The organism is Maridesulfovibrio sp., from assembly GCF_963678865.1.
Taxonomy (GTDB): Bacteria; Desulfobacterota; Desulfovibrionia; order Desulfovibrionales; family Desulfovibrionaceae; genus Maridesulfovibrio.
In genome coordinates, this window is sequence record NZ_OY787459.1 from 2,288,325 (window position 1) to 2,304,975 (window position 16,651).

Below are 16,651 nucleotides of genomic sequence, written 5' to 3' on the forward strand. Positions count from 1 at the left end.
ATAAAGCCAATTCAGGAATACCTCAATTTGAAAATGGAGAATCAAACATGAAACGGATAAACGTACTCGTCCTGCCCGCACTGCTCAGTCTGCTGCTGGCTCTGCCCCTTTCTGCAAGCGCCGCCGACCTTATGGTCGCACAGGCGGCTAATTTCATGCCCGCCATGAAAGAAATCATCCCCGCATTTAAAAAAGCCAGCGGGCTTGAAGTTGAGGCAACATACACCTCAACCGGTAAATTATACGCTCAGATAGTCAACGGCGCTCCCTTTGATGTATTTCTTGCTGCGGATGAACGCCGTCCCAAAAAATTATTTAATGACGGTCTTGCAGAAACACCTTTTGTCTACGCTAAAGGTAAAGTCGTTCTCTGGTCCAAAGACAAGAATAAAATCGAAAAAAGCTGGCAAAAAAGCATCATGGACGGCAAGTTCAAAAAGATCGCCATTGCCAATACTGAAACCGCCCCTTACGGCACAGCAGCCATGCTGGCGCTGCAGCAGGCAAAACTCTGGGATTTCGTCAAACCGGAACTTGTTTATGCCCAGTCAATAGCTCAAACCTTCCAGTTTGCCTCCACAGGTGCAGCTGATGCCGGATTCTGTGCATATTCATCCATGTTTACCGCTACTGGTAAAAAAGGCAGTTTCGTAGTTGTCAAGGAAGCTCCTGCGGTAATTCAGGCTGCCTGTATCCTTAAATCTTCGGAACATAAAGAAAACGCAATGAAATTTGTAAAATTCCTATCCGGACCTGAAGCTACCGCCATCAAGAAAAAATACGGATACGACTAATGGATTTCTACCCGCTTTATATCTCGGCAAAACTGGCTGTAGCGACCACCCTGTTCATTCCGGTGGTCGCTGCACCCATTGCCTATATTCTTGCCTTCCTTAATTTCAGGGGCAAGAGCATGGTTGATGCTGTTGTTTCTCTCCCCATGGTGCTTCCTCCCACGGTTCTTGGGTTCGGGCTGCTTATAGTCATGGGACCTCAAGGACCGCTGGGAGGGCTATGGAGGGACATGACAGGGGAACGCATGGTTTTCAGTTTTTCCGGCATACTACTGGCATCACTGATTTACAACCTTCCTTTTGCAGTACAACCCATGCGTGCGGCTTTCGAGAAACTGGATATCCGACTGCTGGAAAACGCGGCTGTGCTGGGTCTTTCCTCCTCAGCCACTTTTTTCCGGGTGGTTCTGCCCAACAGTCTACCCGGACTGGCGGCCTCTGCCATGCTGGTTTTTGCTCACAGTCTTGGCGAATTCGGAGTTATCCTCATGGTCGGCGGTTCAATTCCCGGTTCCACCAAAGTCGCCTCCATAGCCATTTATGAAGCAGTGGAAGCTATGCGGTACAGCGACGCCCTGTACATGTCTCTGGCAATTATTCCGGTCAGCTTTCTGGCCCTCTTAGCCATCAACCGCCTAAATAAAATCAGCCGGAGGAGAGCATGACCCTCAAAATAAATATCCGCAAACAGTTGCCCAACTTCGCGCTGGATGTGGCCCTGCATTGTGACCCCGGCACCCTGACAGCAATAGTAGGCCCGTCCGGGGCCGGAAAAAGCACGCTCGTGCGCATCATTGCGGGATTGGAAAAACCAGACTCCGGAGCCATATCCCTTGATGGTAAAATCTGGGTGGATACTGCGACAAAGAACTTCGCAACACCGCAAAAACGAGGTTTGGGCCTTGTTTTTCAGGAATACACCCTCTTCCCGCATTTGAACGTACGTAAAAATGTCGCCTTTGCCGCAGTGGACAAGGAATGTGTTCCGGGACTGCTGAAAAAATTCGGCATATCCCACATTGCGGAAAGCAGACCGTCCAGCATTTCCGGCGGGGAGCGTCAACGTGCGGCATTCTGCCAGGCCCTTGCCCGCGAACCCGTACTGCTCCTGCTTGATGAGCCATTCTCAGCACTTGATATTGCCACCCGCGAAGGGTTGCGCAAAGAACTGCGTGAACTGAAAAGGGAATTGAATATCCCCATTATTCACGTAACCCATGATTTGGAGGAAGCCTACTATCTGGCAGACTCGATCTTTGTGCTGGAAAACGGTCATGAATCACCGCAGTGGCTGGAAAGGCAACGCAAACGATTCTGTCATGAACCCAAAGCATACCCTCACCTTGAACTCGTAGGAAACATGTAATGAAAAAAATACTCACCCTGATCTTGCTGGCCATGCTCTGTATTCCGGTCGCAGCAGAGGCCAAAATTGTCATTGCCTCCGGGGCCGGATACCGTTCGCTGGTTGATAAAATGACCACAGCATATAAAGCCCAAACCGGAAATGAAGTGGAACTGGTCTACGGCAACATGGCCCGAGTTACTGCTCAGGCCAAAAACAGCGGTTCCGTTGACCTTGTCCTCGGTGACAAATCCTTTCTGGACAAAGCCGGACTGGACAGTTGCGCAACTCAGAAGGTTGGCCGTGGACGGCTGGTTATAGCCTACCCCAAAGGCAAAAGCTTCACCGGAATCAAAGACCTCCTTTCTGCGGACGTATCCCGCATTGCCCTACCGGATACCAAACGGGCTATTTACGGCAAAGCGGCCATGCAATTCCTGCATAACAAAAAGATTTTTGATAAGGTTGAATCCAAACTGCTTATGGTCGCTACTGTTCCGCAGTCCGCCTCATATGTGGTTGCAGGAGAAGTGGATTATGCGTTCATCAACCTTACCCATGCCCGTAAAATTAAAAACTCAATCGGCGGCTTTGAAATCGTGGACGAGTCGGCATACTCGCCTATAACCATCGTTGTAGAACAGATGAACAGTTCCAGCCATGCTGATGAATGCAAACAATTTATGGAATTTATCAAATCAGACACAGCCCGTAAGATTGTTGCAGCACATGGCATGCAGGACTGATCATGGACATTGCGGCAATCCTATCCGACAGCTCAACACTCACCCCGCTGGCCTTGTCCGCCAAGGTCATGGCAGTAGCGGGAGTGTTGCAGCTTACCGCTGGAGTACCGCTGGCTTTCTGGCTTTCCCGCTCCAAGGGAATGTTCCATAATTTCGTGGATACTGCTGTAACTCTGCCGCTGGTTTTTCCGCCGGTAGCCACCGGATTTGTACTTCTTTTCCTGCTCGGCAGACGCGGCCCGGCGGCAGACCTCTTCGGGGACAGCATAATCTTCTGTTTTCCAGGTCTGGTGGTAGCCGCCTTCATTGCCGGACTGCCGCTGCTGGTCAAGCCGGTTCAAGCGGCCCTCAAATCCGCCGAAGCCGCTAAACTGCATGAGGTGGCTGCCGTTCTTGGTAAATCTGAAACAACAATTTTCCTCAAAGTCCTGCTACCATGCGCGCGACGCGCTATTATAGCGGGGACACTACTTGCTCTGGCCCGATCCATCGGTGAAGTTGGCATGACACTCATGCTGGGTGGAAATGTCATCGGCCGCACCAACACCCTTTCCCTTGAAATCTACAACGCCGTTTTTAACGGCGAATTCGAGCGGGCAGCGGTCCTCTCATCCATCATCGGCATCGCATCAATAACCATGTTTACCGCCCTGAAAAAATTCTCGGACGCAGAATAGAAGGAATAACAATGAACACATCCGTATTAAAAGAAGTACAGTCACGGGCTTATGAGGCTTGGAAAGCCGCAGGCATTCTTGATGAAAACATTGAAGTCAAAGCCCGTACCCTGACTACAGAGGAAGCCATCGGCAATCCTGAGGGTGACGATTTTCCCTTACTGAGGGGCAAAGAAAAACTCATGGAAGCACAATTCCGTGGATGCAAAGGACAGGCTTTCACTGACCGTTACGGCAATTTCAGCAATACCTTGCGCGAAATAGCGGAAATGGACCTCAGTAATAATTTCCGGAGAGCGATTTTCGTTTCCGCACTGAATGCAGTTCAATGCAGCCTCGGCAAGGCTGAACGGACCATTCACTGTAAAGACGAAGGGCCGGCCCTGTGCGCACCTCAGCTTGGGGATTATATTGAAGAAAAATACGGCAAGCCCAAACTGGGACTTATCGGTTATCAACCGGCCATGATCAAAGCCCTTTCCACACGCTTTGAAATGCGCATTGTTGACCTTGACCCTGACAATATCGGCAGCGAAAAATGCGGTATTACCGTGGAAGGACCGGACAGCACATCCGAAGTGCTTGATGATGTCAACCTGCTGGTTGTCACCGGCTCAACCATAGTTAACGATACGCTGGGCAATTTTCTGCGCGAGGATAAACCGACCATCTTTTTCGGCACCACTGTCTCCGCCGCCGCAGAAATGATGGGCTGGCAACGATTCTGCTGCCAAAGTTCATAGCCCCGAAGAAGGAACTCTGCCGGAGTCAGGCCCACCTCTGATTATACTCAGGCTCCGGCAGGTTCCGATTTGTACACATAGCTTGTAATCCTTAAAAACAATGTTCTACCGCTCACACCCCGCCCCATTCCGCACCGTCAGCTTCTGACACATTATTATGTGACAGCTGTTTCAAAATGACACACAGTCCATGCAATCAGCTTTTTATGCGTACTTACACACATTAAATTCAAAATTATAGCAGACAAACAAAACTCTGTAAAAATATATTAAAAAATATTGATCCAGTCTTAAAAATCATCATTTCTTCAAATACTTGATTTTATTGATTATGTCATTTTGGACCTAATTTTGCTGTAGATTTGTGTCAACTGATAGCTTGTTCTGTCGCAACCGTATACATAAAGGGCTGCTGGAGCTTGTCCAAAACAGAACTATTTCAAATTACCAATATTTTGGTGTTCCTTGACTTATTGTTCCCACTTGGACATATAAAACACAAACTCATCAGTTGCTCTCATATTGTTTCTCAACTAACCCAGTATCTAAAATTATGTCTTTTTTGATATACCAGAAAAGCTTTAAGGACACTGAATCATTAAAAACCTATTTCACCCCGGAGCCTTAACTCATGATGAAAACTGTTCCTGTTCAGGACTCCATCGGCAATGTCCTCTGTCACGACATGACCCGTATCGTTCCCGGCGAGTACAAAGGGCCAGCCTTTAAAAAAGGGCACATTATTACCCCGGAAGATATTCCGGTACTCTTGGAAATCGGCAAGGAACACGTTTACATCCTGACCCTTGAAGAGGGCCAGCTGCATGAAAACGACGCCGCAAGACGGATTGCCAGGGCTGCTGCAGGTCCGGGAATAACCCTGACCGACATCTCCGAAGGCCGCATCAACATGGTTGCCTCGCCGGGCTTGCTCTGCATCAATGTGGAAGCCCTGAACCGCATCAACTGTATTGATGAGGTTGTGCTGGCTACCCTGCATAACGGCATTCAGATCACTGAAGAGCGTGAAGTCGCAGGAACCAGAGTTGTGCCGCTGGTAATAGATGAAAGCAAAATCGAGCAGGTTGAAGAAATCTGCCGGGAATGCGGTCCCATCGTCAGCGTAAAGCCCTTCCGCAATCTAAAAGTGGGCCTGATCACCACCGGAAGCGAAGTTTATCACGGACGGATTAAGGATAAATTCGGTCCGGTTATCCGTAAAAAATTTTCCAGACTCAACTCGGAAGTCATCGGCCAGACTTTTGTCAGCGATGACCCCGATATGACCAGCACCGCGATTCTGAAAGCAATCGATGACGGAGCACAAATGGTGGTGCTCACCGGAGGCATGAGCGTCGACCCTGACGACCAGACCCCGGCTTCCATCCGGGCCACAGGTGCCGAAATTGTCACCTACGGCTCTCCGACCTTTCCCGGCGTAATGTTCATGCTCGGTTACCTGAACGGTGTCCCCATCGTGGGTCTTCCGGGATGTGTGATGTACTACCGGGCCAGTATTTTTGACCTTATAGTTCCGCGGATTGTGGCCGGTGAACGCCCCACCCGCAAGGAAATCGCCGAATTGGGCCACGGTGGTTTCTGCGCCGGTTGCGACACTTGCCGCTACCCGCTGTGTTCTTTCGGTAAATAGAGGATAGTTCGACGTCCTTTCCGGACGCCTGCTAATAAACAGCAGTAATTCAAGGAGGTTCTCCCCATGCTCAAACGGACTTTAAAAGTTAACGGTATTGAGAAGTTCATCATCTGCGAAAATGATGATACCCTCGCCAGTGTTCTGCGTGAAAAACTCGGTCTGCTCAGTGTTAAGATCGGTTGCGGAACCGCACAATGCGGTAGCTGCTCCGTCATCATCGACGGCAAGCTCAAACGTACCTGCAAGCTTTCCATGAAGCGCGTTGAAGATTTCACAGAAATCATTACCACCGAAGGTATCGGTACTCCCAATAACCTGCACCCCATTCAGCTCGCATGGATTGCCCACGGCGGCGCACAGTGCGGATTCTGTACCCCTGGTTTTGTTGTTTCCACCTACGCCCTGCTCCTTGCCAATCCTAAACCGAGCCGCGAAGACATCCGCGATTGGTTTCAGAAGAATCGCAACGCCTGCCGCTGCACCGGTTACAAACCGCTGGTTGACGCAGTTCAGGACGCAGCCGCAGTTATGCGTGGCGACATGAGTGAAGAAGATCTGATCTTTAAGATGCCCGAAGACCAGCGCATCTGGGGTACCAAATACCCCCGTCCCACCGCAGTTGCCAAAGTTACCGGTACTCTCGAATACGGTGCAGACCTCGGCCTGAAAATGCCCGAAGGTTCTCTCAAATGCGCACTGGTACAGGCAGAAGTATCACACGCCAACGTTATTTCCATTGACACTTCCGAAGCCGAAGCAATGGAAGGCGTTGAAAAAGTCGTTACCTACAAAGACATCAAAGGTAAAAACCGCATCACCGGTCTGATTACCTTCCCCACCAACAAAGGTGACGGCTGGGACCGCCCCATCCTCGCTGATGAAAAGATCTTCCAGTACGGTGACGCTATTGCCATTGTCTGCGCTACTACCGAAAAAATCGCGAAAGCCGCAGCAGCCAAGGTTAAAGTTGAGCTGGAACAGCTGCCCGAATACATGGACGCTCCTTCCGCCATGGCAGAAGATGCCATTGAAATCCATCCCGGCACCCCCAACGTATACTTTGAACAGAAGATCGTTAAAGGCGAAGAAACCGCTCCGATCATGGAAAAGGCAGACGTTGTTCTCGAAGGTTCCTACTATGTACAGCGCCAGCCGCATATGCCCATCGAGCCGGATGTAGGTTTCGCTTTCATCGATGATGACGGCAAGCTCAACATCCACTCCAAATCCATCGGCCTGCACCTGCACGCTGCAATGATCGCTCCCGGTCTCGGCATTGAGCTGGAAAACCTGATCATGGTTCAGAACTACACCGGTGGTACCTTCGGTTACAAATTCTCTCCCACCATGGAAGCACTGGTCGGCGCAGCCTGCCTAGCAACCGGAAAACCTGTATTCCTGAACTACACATGGGAACAGCAGCAGCAGTACACCGGTAAACGTTCTCCCTTCTTTACCGACATCCGCCTTGCAGCAACCAAAGACGGCGAACTGCTTGGTATGGAAACCGACTGGATCTGCGACCACGGTCCCTACTCCGAATTCGGTGACCTGCTGACCCTGCGCGGTGCCCAGTTCATCGGTGCCGGTTACAAACTGCCCAATATTCGCGGCCTCGGTAAAACCGTCTGCACCAACCACGCTTGGGGTTCTGCTTTCCGCGGATACGGTGCTCCTGAAACAGAATTCGGCTTTGAAGTCATCATGGACGAACTGGCTGAAAAAATCGGTATGGACCCCTTTGATCTGCGCGAAAAGAACGTCTACCGCGAAAGCCTTGGCGACACTACCCCCACCGGTTGTAAGCCTGAAGTATACTGCATGGAAGAACTTTTCGCTACCGGTCGTCCCAAGTACGAAGAGATGAAAAAATGGGCTGCAGAAGACGCTGCTGAAGGTTTCAAACGCGGCGTAGGTATTGCTGTAGGTATCTACGGTTCAGGCCTTGACGGACCGGACACCGCAGAAGCCGAAATTGATCTGAACAAAGACGGTTCCGTAACCATGTATGCATGCTGGCATGATCATGGTCAGGGTGCTGACATGGGTGTTCTTGGTACTGCCCACGAAGCCCTGCGTCCCCTTGGTCTCTCTCCCGACCAAATCCATCTGGTCATGAACGATACCCGCACCTGCCCCAACGGCGGTCCCGCCGGCGGTAGCCGCTCACAGGTTGTTGTCGGTAACGCCATCATCGCAACCTGCCGCAACCTGCTTGACGCCATGCGCAAAGCAGACAACTCCTACATGACCTACGATGAAATGATCGCAGCAGGTAAAGATGTACATTACAGCGGCAAATGGACCGCACCTGCTACCGATTGTGATGAAAACGGTCAGGGTTCCCCCTTCGCATGTTACATGTACGGTCTGTTCATGGCCGGTGTAGAAGTTGAAATCGCCACCGGTAAAGTAAATGTTGAAAAAATGAAACTTATCGGCGACATCGGTAAGATCAACAACAAACTCGTTGTTGACGGCCAGATGTACGGCGGTCTGGCTCAGGGTGTCGGTCTGGCCCTCACCGAGGACTACGAAGACATCAAGAAGCACTCCACCATGGTCGGTGCAGGCTTCCCCTACATCAAGCAGATCCCCGACGATATGGAACTGGTCTATGTTGAGACCGAACGTCCCGAAGGCGCACACGGCGCATCCGGTGTTGGTGAGCTTCCGCTGACCACCCCGCACTCCGCCATTATCAACGCTATCTACAATGCCTGCGGCGCACGCGTAACCCATCTCCCGGCTCGTCCCGAGAAGGTTCTCGCTGCCATGAAAGGCTAATTGATAAAAATATATCCGAAGTCAGGTGCGTGCACCTGGCTTCGGATTTCTTTTGCCTCCGGCGGCCCTCCGGAGGTGAATAAGACTTTAATCAGGAATAAGACATGTTGCATGGACAAACTGTCTTGATTTGTTTTACTTAAATTACAAATTTTAATAGCTGCCCCATCTGAATTTCCAAGAGCGCTAAGCAAAACTAAAACATCTTTGGACGCCGGAGGCATCAAAATATGGATCAAAAAAATCTTCGTGATTGGGAAGCGCGGTGTACTCAGGAAGAGCCGCCAAAGTGTAAAGCCCGCTGTCCGCTTCATGTGGATGGGCGGGAATTTTGCCGTCTGCTGGCAGCAGGTCAGATTGATAAAGCTTGGGCAATACTATGCAAAACCATGCCGTTTCCTGCAATAACTGCCCGCATCTGCGACGGAGACTGTCAAAACGACTGTCTGCGCGCCCAGAAGGGTGGCGGGATAGAGCTTGCTGCCCTGGAGCGGTTTGCCGCTGAAAACGCCAAACGCTCTCCTATTATTCGGGCTTTGCCGCCACGCGGTAAAACCATAGCTGTTTTTGGAGCCCACCTTTCCGGACTTACCGCAGCATGGGACCTCGGCAAAAAAGGATTCGCGGTAAAACTTTTCTGTAAAAGTAAATTTGAAGGATATTCAGAGCTTCCTGCAGAACGCATCAACGAAAAAATTTTTGAAAAAGAACTGGACCAGCTTGGGAAAATGAACGTTTCCTTTGTTGAAGAAAGTCCTCTTGACGCGGAGACAGTGCTTGCAGCACTTGATAATTTTGATGCTGTTTTTGCTGATCCATGGGTCTGCGATTCTGATGCGCTGGGATTGAAACAGCTGGACAAAGCCACGCTGGAATCGGAAAAAGAATTTCTATTTGCAGCCTCTAAAACCAATGCTAAATCCACAGTCCAAATCATTGCTCTTGGACGTAAAGGGGCGCTTTCCATTGAACGCAAACTCCAGAACGCATCACTCACAGCCGGACGGGACCGCGACGCCCCGTTTGAGACAAGACTGTTCACCAACATAAGCAAAGTAGAAGAACTCAGTCCGGTGACCGTTCCTGCCGAAGGTTACTCCGAGGAACTGGCCCGAGAAGAGGCTTCCCGCTGTCTGCTCTGCGAATGTATGGAATGCGTGAATAATTGTGCATTTCTAAAAGAATTCAAAAGCTATCCCAAGGCATACGCAAGGCAGATTTACAATAACGCCTCCATCGTCATGGGCACCCGCATGGCCAACACCATGATCAATTCCTGTATGCTTTGCGGGCTGTGCGAAAAATTATGCCCTGAAGATTTTCCCATGCAGGATCTCTGTCTCGAAGCCCGGCAGGGTTTGGTGGAGAAGGGGCACATGCCTCCTTCGGCCCATGAATTCGCATTCAGGGATATGGACTTTGCTGACTCCTCATCCTGTGCGTTGGTCAAACACCAACCGGGCACAGAGAAAAGCAAACAGGCATTTTTCCCCGGCTGCCAATTGAGCGCATCCGATCCCGGAGCAATTGAACGGACATACGCCCATCTCTGTTCCGAACTTGATGGCGGAACCGGGCTTATGCTGCGCTGTTGTGGAGCCCCGGCTGACTGGGCAGGCCGAAAAGAAATGTTCGAACAAAAAATGATGTCCTTACGAAATGACTGGGAATTACTTGGCCGACCGCAAATCATTGCCGCATGCCCGTCATGTATAGAAAGCCTGCACAAAGGATTGCCGGAAGCGGATGTCGTTTCCCTGTGGACAATTTTAAACACCTCAGTGAAACAGCTTGATCAGCATCCTGAGACTAAGCTGCTTTCCTTGCAGGATCCGTGTTCCGCTCGCAACAATCAGGAATTGATGAGCGACGTGCGCATGCTCCTCAACGGTCTGGATGTAACTTTTGACGAGCCTGAACTTTCCGGGACTCTCACTGAATGCTGTGGATTCGGCGGCCTGCTGGCAAATGCCAACGAACCTCTTTCCCGCAAGGCTGCTGAACGAAGAGCCGGAAATCTTGATCATGACGGCGTTACCTACTGCGCCATGTGCCGGGATATGCTCGCCAAAGCCGGGAAACGCTGTCGACATATTCTTGATATCATCTTCCCGGATGATAACGATGACCCGGCCGGACGCATTGCACCGGGCTATTCCGCCAGACGGGAAAACAGGGTTCGCTTAAAAGAATCACTGCTCCGGAAAGTATGGGACGAACAGCCGGAACCGCGCAACGACTATGAATCCGTAGCCGTAGAATTCACTGAAGAAGCTCTATCCATGATGGAAGAACGGCGTATCCTTTTATCTGATGTGCAGAAAACCCTGCACGCAAAGCGGGATTCAACACAAGTTCTGGTAAACTCTGAGACCGGGCACAATTTGGTACAGTTCCGCCCGGTAACAGTCACTTACTGGGTGGAATATGAAATGGACGGCGGAACTTATCTGGTCCACCGGGTCTGGTCCCACCGCATGAGGGTGCTGGGATAATGTTTTTGGAAAACGCAACACTTGGAGAGATATCATGAGCGGTTCCCTGAAAGTTCTGGATGAGGATTTTTCTTCGTGGCTCTGCGCAAGCTGCGGTAAAGCCCTGAAACCCTCTCCGGTTGAACTGGAGTATCTTGACAGCAGGTTCAATGTGGAGCTCCCAACCTGCCCGGATTGCGGTTTTGTTCTCATTCCCGAAGAACTGGCACTGGGCAAAATGGCTGAAGTGGAACGGATGCTGGAGGATAAATAATGACCGGAACCCCGCTCTGGGAAAAGCCCATACTGCGCGATGCAGCAGGAGAAACACTGCGTCCCGGAGGTTTCACCCTAACGGACCGGGCTGTATCCCTGACCGGACTGAGCGCAGAAGCACGGGTTCTGGACGTAGGCTGCGGACTGGGGGCAACTGTCTCCTACCTTCGTACCCGGCACGGTTTTAAAGCCTGCGGCATGGATTATTCGCCTCGCCAGCTTTCAGAAGCCCCGGCGGGGCTGCCGCTCACCCGTGCTGACGGGGCTTGCCTGCCCTTCGCAGACTCCAGCTTTGAGGCCGTATTTTGTGAATGTGTACTTTCGCTCATACCTGATCAGGAGCGGACCATTTCAGAGTTCAAACGGGTGCTTACCAAAAACGGCAAACTGATTATCAGCGACTTATACCGGCGTGGTAGCGGACAGATTCAATGCCTCGACAATTCCTGCGCCAGTTCTCCACTCTATCTAGGAAGAATTGAACAACTTTTAAAACAGTACGGCATGCATATAACTGCAATTGAAGATTATTCCCGGCTGCTGGTGGAACTGGCTGCCAAACTGGTATTTGCAGGTGAAAAGAATCCTGCAGCCGGGCAGAGTTGCTGTGAACGACCGGGCTATATGCTAATGATTGCTGAATTTTGATGCGCTTTGCGCTTCTATAAAAAGAACCTGCCTCCGGCGGCCAAAGAACCCTTTTGGAAAAGGGTTCTCTGGACTCTCCTAAAACTTTCATTAGGGCTTTGCCGCAGGTGTTCATGCATAAGCTGAAACAGATACATCAAAACATTCCCCATAAACGGACAGACATAATTTTTAACTCAATATTTTTAAGCAACCACATGGCGAAGCCCTATTAAAAGTTTTTGGGATTCTTAAACCCTTTTTACACAAATCCGCAGGAAAACGGATTTGACCGGTGCCTAAAAGAAAAAGGCGCAATAAAAAGGATTTAAGGCCCCCGGCTGGGCCGCCGGAGGCACACATGACAGAGACAGACCTTAGAATAATGCAATTAAACGGCGCGGGTTATTGCTGCGCCCAGATCATAATCATTCTTTGCCTTGACAACCTGCAACAGGAAAACCCAGCTCTTGTGCGTGCAGCACAGGGATTGTGCATGGGCATGGGTGACTGTGCCGGAACCTGCGGAATTTTAAGCGGCGGCCTTTGCGCACTGGGCCTTTACGCAGGTAAAGGTACCGACACTGAATCCGCAGCAGACAACTATCCTTTATTAGTGGAAGACTTCCGGGAATGGTTCAAAGAAAGAACCGTTTCTGAATTCGGCGGCATAAGCTGCAGCGATATTCTGGATGATGAATGTGGTTCTCCAAGAGCCGACCGCTGTGGGGTTTTGCTTGTTGAGGCGTACACGCAACTGTTAAATATTTTAATGGAAAACGGCTTTGATCCGGCAGAGGGAAGGGACGGAGCAGATGGATATTAGCTTTGATGTTGTTGAGACCGAATCCCTTTGCCCAGTCTGTCTGCAAAAAATACCGGCCCGCAGGGTCACTGAAAACGGAGAAAGCCGCATTGTAAAAGAATGCCCTGAACATGGTAGGTTCAGCACTCCCTTCTGGCGCGGTGAACCTGCTCTTTCCGGTTGGTCAAGACCCAAAATACCTTCTACTCCCCCGGTAATGGATACTGCCGGGAGCAAAGGTTGCCCCTTTGATTGCGGACTTTGCCCGGAACACAACCAGCACACCTGCACCACACTGGTAGAGATAACCTGGCGCTGTGATTTGAACTGTAAGGTCTGCTTTGCCTCGGCAGGGAAGAAAGTCCCGGCGGACCCCAGCATTCCTGAGCTGGAAAAACTACTTGAGAAAATCCGCAACACCGCCGGACCGTGCAATCTGCAGATTTCAGGAGGAGAACCTGCGATTCGCGATGACCTACCGCGCATTGCCGAATTGGCTAAGGCGATAGGTTTTCCTTTCGTACAGGTCAATACCAACGGGGTACGTGTGGCCCGCGAACACGGCCTTGCCAAACGCTGGGCAGCGGGAGGAGTGGATTCCGCATTCCTCCAATTTGACGGCACCCGTGACGATATTTACAGGACCATTCGCGGTCGAAAACTTCTTGAAGAAAAAATCAAAGCAATTGAAAACCTCACTGCGGCAGGGATCGGGGTAGTGCTGGTGCCTACAGTTGTTCCCGGTGTGAACGATGACGACATCGGGGAAATTTTAAAACTGGCTGTTTCATACGCTCCCGGAGTACGCGGGGTACATTTTCAGCCGGTCAGTTACTTTGGGCGCTACCCCTCCCCGCCTTCAGATGACATGCGCATCACCCTTCCGGAAATCATGACTGCACTGGAGGAACAAAGTGAGCAACTGGTTCACCGGGAAGACTTCATGCCTCCTGGGTGTGAGCATTCATTGTGCTCGTTTCATGCTAATTACCTGATCATGGAAGACGGCAGCCTGAAAAAACTTTCTGCTAAAACAGAAAGCTGCTGCACGCCAAAACCTGCTTCCGAAGGAGCAGACAAATCCAAATCTTTTGTCCGCCGTCAATGGGCCGCCCCAAAGGGAAAATGTGCTTGTGACAAACCTATGGACGACCTTGACCGTTTCCTGCACCGGGCCAAGACCCACATACTAGCCCTTTCGGGCATGGCTTTTCAGGACGCATGGACCCTTGACCTTGACCGCTTAAAAGGCTGTTGTATCCATGTAGCTGCCCCTGACGGCAGGCTGATTCCTTTTTGTGCCTATAATTTAACAGCCATGGACGGCTCCACCTTATACAGGAGGATGATTGATGACTGACCGCCCACTGGGTAAATGGCTCAATTTGCGTATGGGCCGTGCTCCCGATCTGCATCCTGTCTCTGTGCGCGAACTTCAGAAATGGCAGTTTGAGCGCTTGCGGCAGACATTATTTCAAGCTGTCAGAAACTGTCCATTCTACCATGAAAGGCTGGCCGGAGTACAAACCGGAGCAGTGCACAGCCCCACGGACCTTGAACACATTCCCTTCACTACTGCTGAAGACCTGCGCAACGGTCCCGAAAACTTCCTCTGCGTTTCACAGGATGAAATTGCACGGGCCGTAACCCTTGCCAGCTCCGGATCAAGCGGTCCGCCCAAACGCCTTTTCTTCACCGCTGGAGACCTTGAAAGAACCATTGAATTTTTCCACTACGGGATGGCCCCTATGTTAAGAGAAGGGGAAACAATTCTGGCTATCCTGCCCGACTCACGCCCCGGCGGAGTAGGCTCTCTTTTCGCGGAATCCATTTCACGGTTAGGGGGAGAAACCGTACTTCCGGTCAATCCTTCCTATATCAGCACCCTGCTTAATCTACTGCTCGACACCCATGCCCGCTGCATTCTAGGTCCGGCCATCCAGATTCACGCTTTGGCCCGGATGCTGGAGAGCAAAGGAATCGTCATCAACCACGTGCGCTCGGTGCTGCTCTGCTGGGACGTGCTGCCCCATGCCTGCATGCAGACAATTTCACGGGTTTTCGGCTGCGAAGTATTTACCCACTGGGGCATGACAGAAACCTGTCTCGGAGGCGGTGTGGACTGCCGGTCCGGATCGGGTATGCACCTGCGAGAACCGGATTTTTATATAGAAATAATCAATCCGGCCACAGGCAGACAAGTCCCTGACGGGCACAAAGGCGAAATAGTGATCAGCACCCTTTCACGCCGGGCCATGCCCCTGATCCGATATCGCACCGGGGATGTAGGCTGCATCATGCACGGCGAATGCTCCTGCGGCCTGCCCCTGCGCAGGCTGGGTGCGGTTGAAGGAAGACTCGGCGACGGAGTTCTTTTACCCGGAGGCAGCCGTCTTGATCTGGGCGAACTGAATAATTCCATTCTTTCCCATAAAGACGTTTTAGACTTTACGGTGGAGTACATCCCTGAAGAACTGGCCCTGTTTTTCAAACTGGACGTACTGCCCGGAGCCAAACCCGGACCGGAAGTCAAAAAACATCTGCAGGACTATCCGAAAATCAGACAAGCCTGCGACAATCATAATTTGAAATTATCAGTCAGACTTGCTAATCAGGACGGAACCATTCATTCCGGTTTCGGAAAACGTTCCATAACAATCAAATCACGGCAGGCCGGTATTATATGAAAAAACTTATTTCCAATCTCTGTTCACAGCTTGAGTCCGGCAACGACCTCATTCTGGCCTCAATCATAAAAAGCTCCGGTTCAACCCCCCGTTCTTCCGGCAGCAAAATGATCATCAAACGCGACGGCTCCATTGACGGAACCATCGGCGGCGGACTGGTTGAAGCTCTGGTCCAGAAAGAAGCAGCCCAAATATTCGATGAACCCGCAAACACTGTAGTATTCCGTGAATTCGACCTTTCCAATGAACTGGCCGCCAATGCGGATATGATCTGCGGCGGACACGTGGAAGTAATGCTTGAACACCTGCCTGCCGATGAACGGACCAGCGCAGCTTTTAATGCTGTCAATGAAGCGTTGCGCACTGGTAAGCACGCTGTTCTGTTCACTGTTTCCGAAGAAGGTTTCATTAGAGAAAGACAGGCCGTGCGTCCCTGTTGCCAGTTGCCTGCACTTCAGTTTGCAGAAGAAAAAGAAGCAACCGCACTTCTCGAAACTGCACTTAAATCAGGTTCTCCGGTAATAAAGAAAATTGATGAAATCCTGCTGACGACTGAAGCCTTTATCCCCCAGCCGGACTTATACATTTTCGGAGCCGGACATGTTTCCCGGCCCACAGCAGCTCTGGCTTCATCAGTTAATTTCCGCACCGTAATTATTGATGACCGAGCCGACTTCGCCAACGAGACAAGATTCCCGCAGGCTGCTGAAATCCATGTGCTGCCGGATTTCAGCGATTGCTTTGCAGGGCTGGAATTGAACGATAATTCATACATTATCATTGTCACCAGGGGACACCTGCACGACAAGACAGTGCTGGGACAGGCTCTTGCCACCCCGGCCCGTTACGTGGGCATGATAGGCAGTTCCAAAAAGCGGAACGCCATATATGATGCCCTGCGCGAAGAGGGAGTCGCGCAGCAGGAAATTGACCGTTGTCATTGTCCCATAGGGCTTTCCATAGGAGCCCAGACGCCTGAAGAAATAGCCGTATCAATTGTAGGAGAGCTGATTCAGAAACGCTCGGGGGGTTGAAC

The 16,651-nt window shown here is 51.0% G+C and carries 15 protein-coding genes; all 15 read left to right on the forward strand.

Going from position 1 to position 16,651, the window contains the following annotated elements:
• Positions 1-47: 47 nt before the first annotated feature.
• The 15 genes from modA (ACKU41_RS10460) (at position 48) to ACKU41_RS10530 (ending at position 16,649) form a co-directional block, all read left to right on the forward strand.
• Complete coding sequence (gene modA / locus ACKU41_RS10460; protein ID WP_319777262.1) at positions 48-794, forward strand: molybdate ABC transporter substrate-binding protein; 747 nt, start codon at positions 48-50, stop codon at positions 792-794.
• On the forward strand, positions 794-1,459 hold the full coding sequence (gene modB, locus ACKU41_RS10465; protein WP_319777263.1) for a molybdate ABC transporter permease subunit: 666 nt from the start codon (positions 794-796) through the stop codon (positions 1,457-1,459). The genes modA (ACKU41_RS10460) and modB overlap by 1 nt, the downstream gene beginning before the upstream one ends.
• Entirely contained in the window at positions 1,456-2,160 is a 705-nt protein-coding gene (locus ACKU41_RS10470; RefSeq protein ID WP_319777264.1) for an ATP-binding cassette domain-containing protein, read from the forward strand. The genes modB and ACKU41_RS10470 overlap by 4 nt, the downstream gene beginning before the upstream one ends.
• Positions 2,160-2,885, forward strand: coding sequence for a molybdate ABC transporter substrate-binding protein (gene modA, locus ACKU41_RS10475; RefSeq protein WP_319777265.1), 726 nt, complete (start codon positions 2,160-2,162; stop codon positions 2,883-2,885). Before ACKU41_RS10470 ends, modA (ACKU41_RS10475) begins: the two co-directional genes overlap by 1 nt.
• Positions 2,886-2,887: 2 nt before the next feature.
• The gene (locus ACKU41_RS10480; protein WP_321400616.1) at positions 2,888-3,562 is read left to right on the forward strand and encodes an ABC transporter permease subunit; all 675 of its coding nucleotides are present in this window, start codon (positions 2,888-2,890) and stop codon (positions 3,560-3,562) included.
• 11 nt (positions 3,563-3,573) lie between these two features.
• Positions 3,574-4,305, forward strand: coding sequence for a Rossmann-like domain-containing protein (locus ACKU41_RS10485; RefSeq protein WP_321400618.1), 732 nt, complete (start codon positions 3,574-3,576; stop codon positions 4,303-4,305).
• Between the two features lie 631 nt (positions 4,306-4,936).
• Positions 4,937-5,956, forward strand: coding sequence for a molybdopterin-binding protein (locus ACKU41_RS10490; protein ID WP_319777269.1), 1,020 nt, complete (start codon positions 4,937-4,939; stop codon positions 5,954-5,956).
• Between the two features lie 66 nt (positions 5,957-6,022).
• Complete coding sequence (locus tag ACKU41_RS10495) at positions 6,023-8,746, forward strand: molybdopterin-dependent aldehyde oxidoreductase (RefSeq protein WP_321400621.1); 2,724 nt, start codon at positions 6,023-6,025, stop codon at positions 8,744-8,746.
• A gap of 230 nt (positions 8,747-8,976) precedes the next feature.
• Positions 8,977-11,241 carry a pyridine nucleotide-disulfide oxidoreductase/dicluster-binding protein gene (locus tag ACKU41_RS10500; RefSeq protein WP_321400623.1) on the forward strand — a complete coding sequence of 755 codons (2,265 nt, stop codon included), beginning with the start codon at positions 8,977-8,979 and terminating at the stop codon, positions 11,239-11,241.
• 34 nt (positions 11,242-11,275) lie between these two features.
• On the forward strand, positions 11,276-11,494 hold the full coding sequence (locus tag ACKU41_RS10505) for a DVU_1557 family redox protein (protein ID WP_319777272.1): 219 nt from the start codon (positions 11,276-11,278) through the stop codon (positions 11,492-11,494).
• Positions 11,494-12,144: a DVU_1556 family methyltransferase gene (gene trsM / locus ACKU41_RS10510; RefSeq protein ID WP_321400625.1), complete on the forward strand. Its 651-nt coding sequence runs from the start codon at positions 11,494-11,496 to the stop codon at positions 12,142-12,144. Before ACKU41_RS10505 ends, trsM begins: the two co-directional genes overlap by 1 nt.
• Before the next feature lie 340 nt (positions 12,145-12,484).
• Positions 12,485-12,949 carry a DVU_1555 family C-GCAxxG-C-C protein gene (locus ACKU41_RS10515; RefSeq protein WP_319777275.1) on the forward strand — a complete coding sequence of 155 codons (465 nt, stop codon included), beginning with the start codon at positions 12,485-12,487 and terminating at the stop codon, positions 12,947-12,949.
• Positions 12,939-14,288, forward strand: coding sequence for a radical SAM (seleno)protein TrsS (trsS, locus tag ACKU41_RS10520; RefSeq protein WP_319777276.1), 1,350 nt, complete (start codon positions 12,939-12,941; stop codon positions 14,286-14,288). Before ACKU41_RS10515 ends, trsS begins: the two co-directional genes overlap by 11 nt.
• Positions 14,281-15,615, forward strand: a complete 1,335-nt coding sequence (locus ACKU41_RS10525; protein WP_319777277.1) for a DVU_1553 family AMP-dependent CoA ligase — start codon at positions 14,281-14,283, stop codon at positions 15,613-15,615. Before trsS ends, ACKU41_RS10525 begins: the two co-directional genes overlap by 8 nt.
• On the forward strand, positions 15,612-16,649 hold the full coding sequence (locus tag ACKU41_RS10530; protein ID WP_319777278.1) for an XdhC family aldehyde oxidoreductase maturation factor: 1,038 nt from the start codon (positions 15,612-15,614) through the stop codon (positions 16,647-16,649). Before ACKU41_RS10525 ends, ACKU41_RS10530 begins: the two co-directional genes overlap by 4 nt.
• Positions 16,650-16,651: the final 2 nt, after the last annotated feature.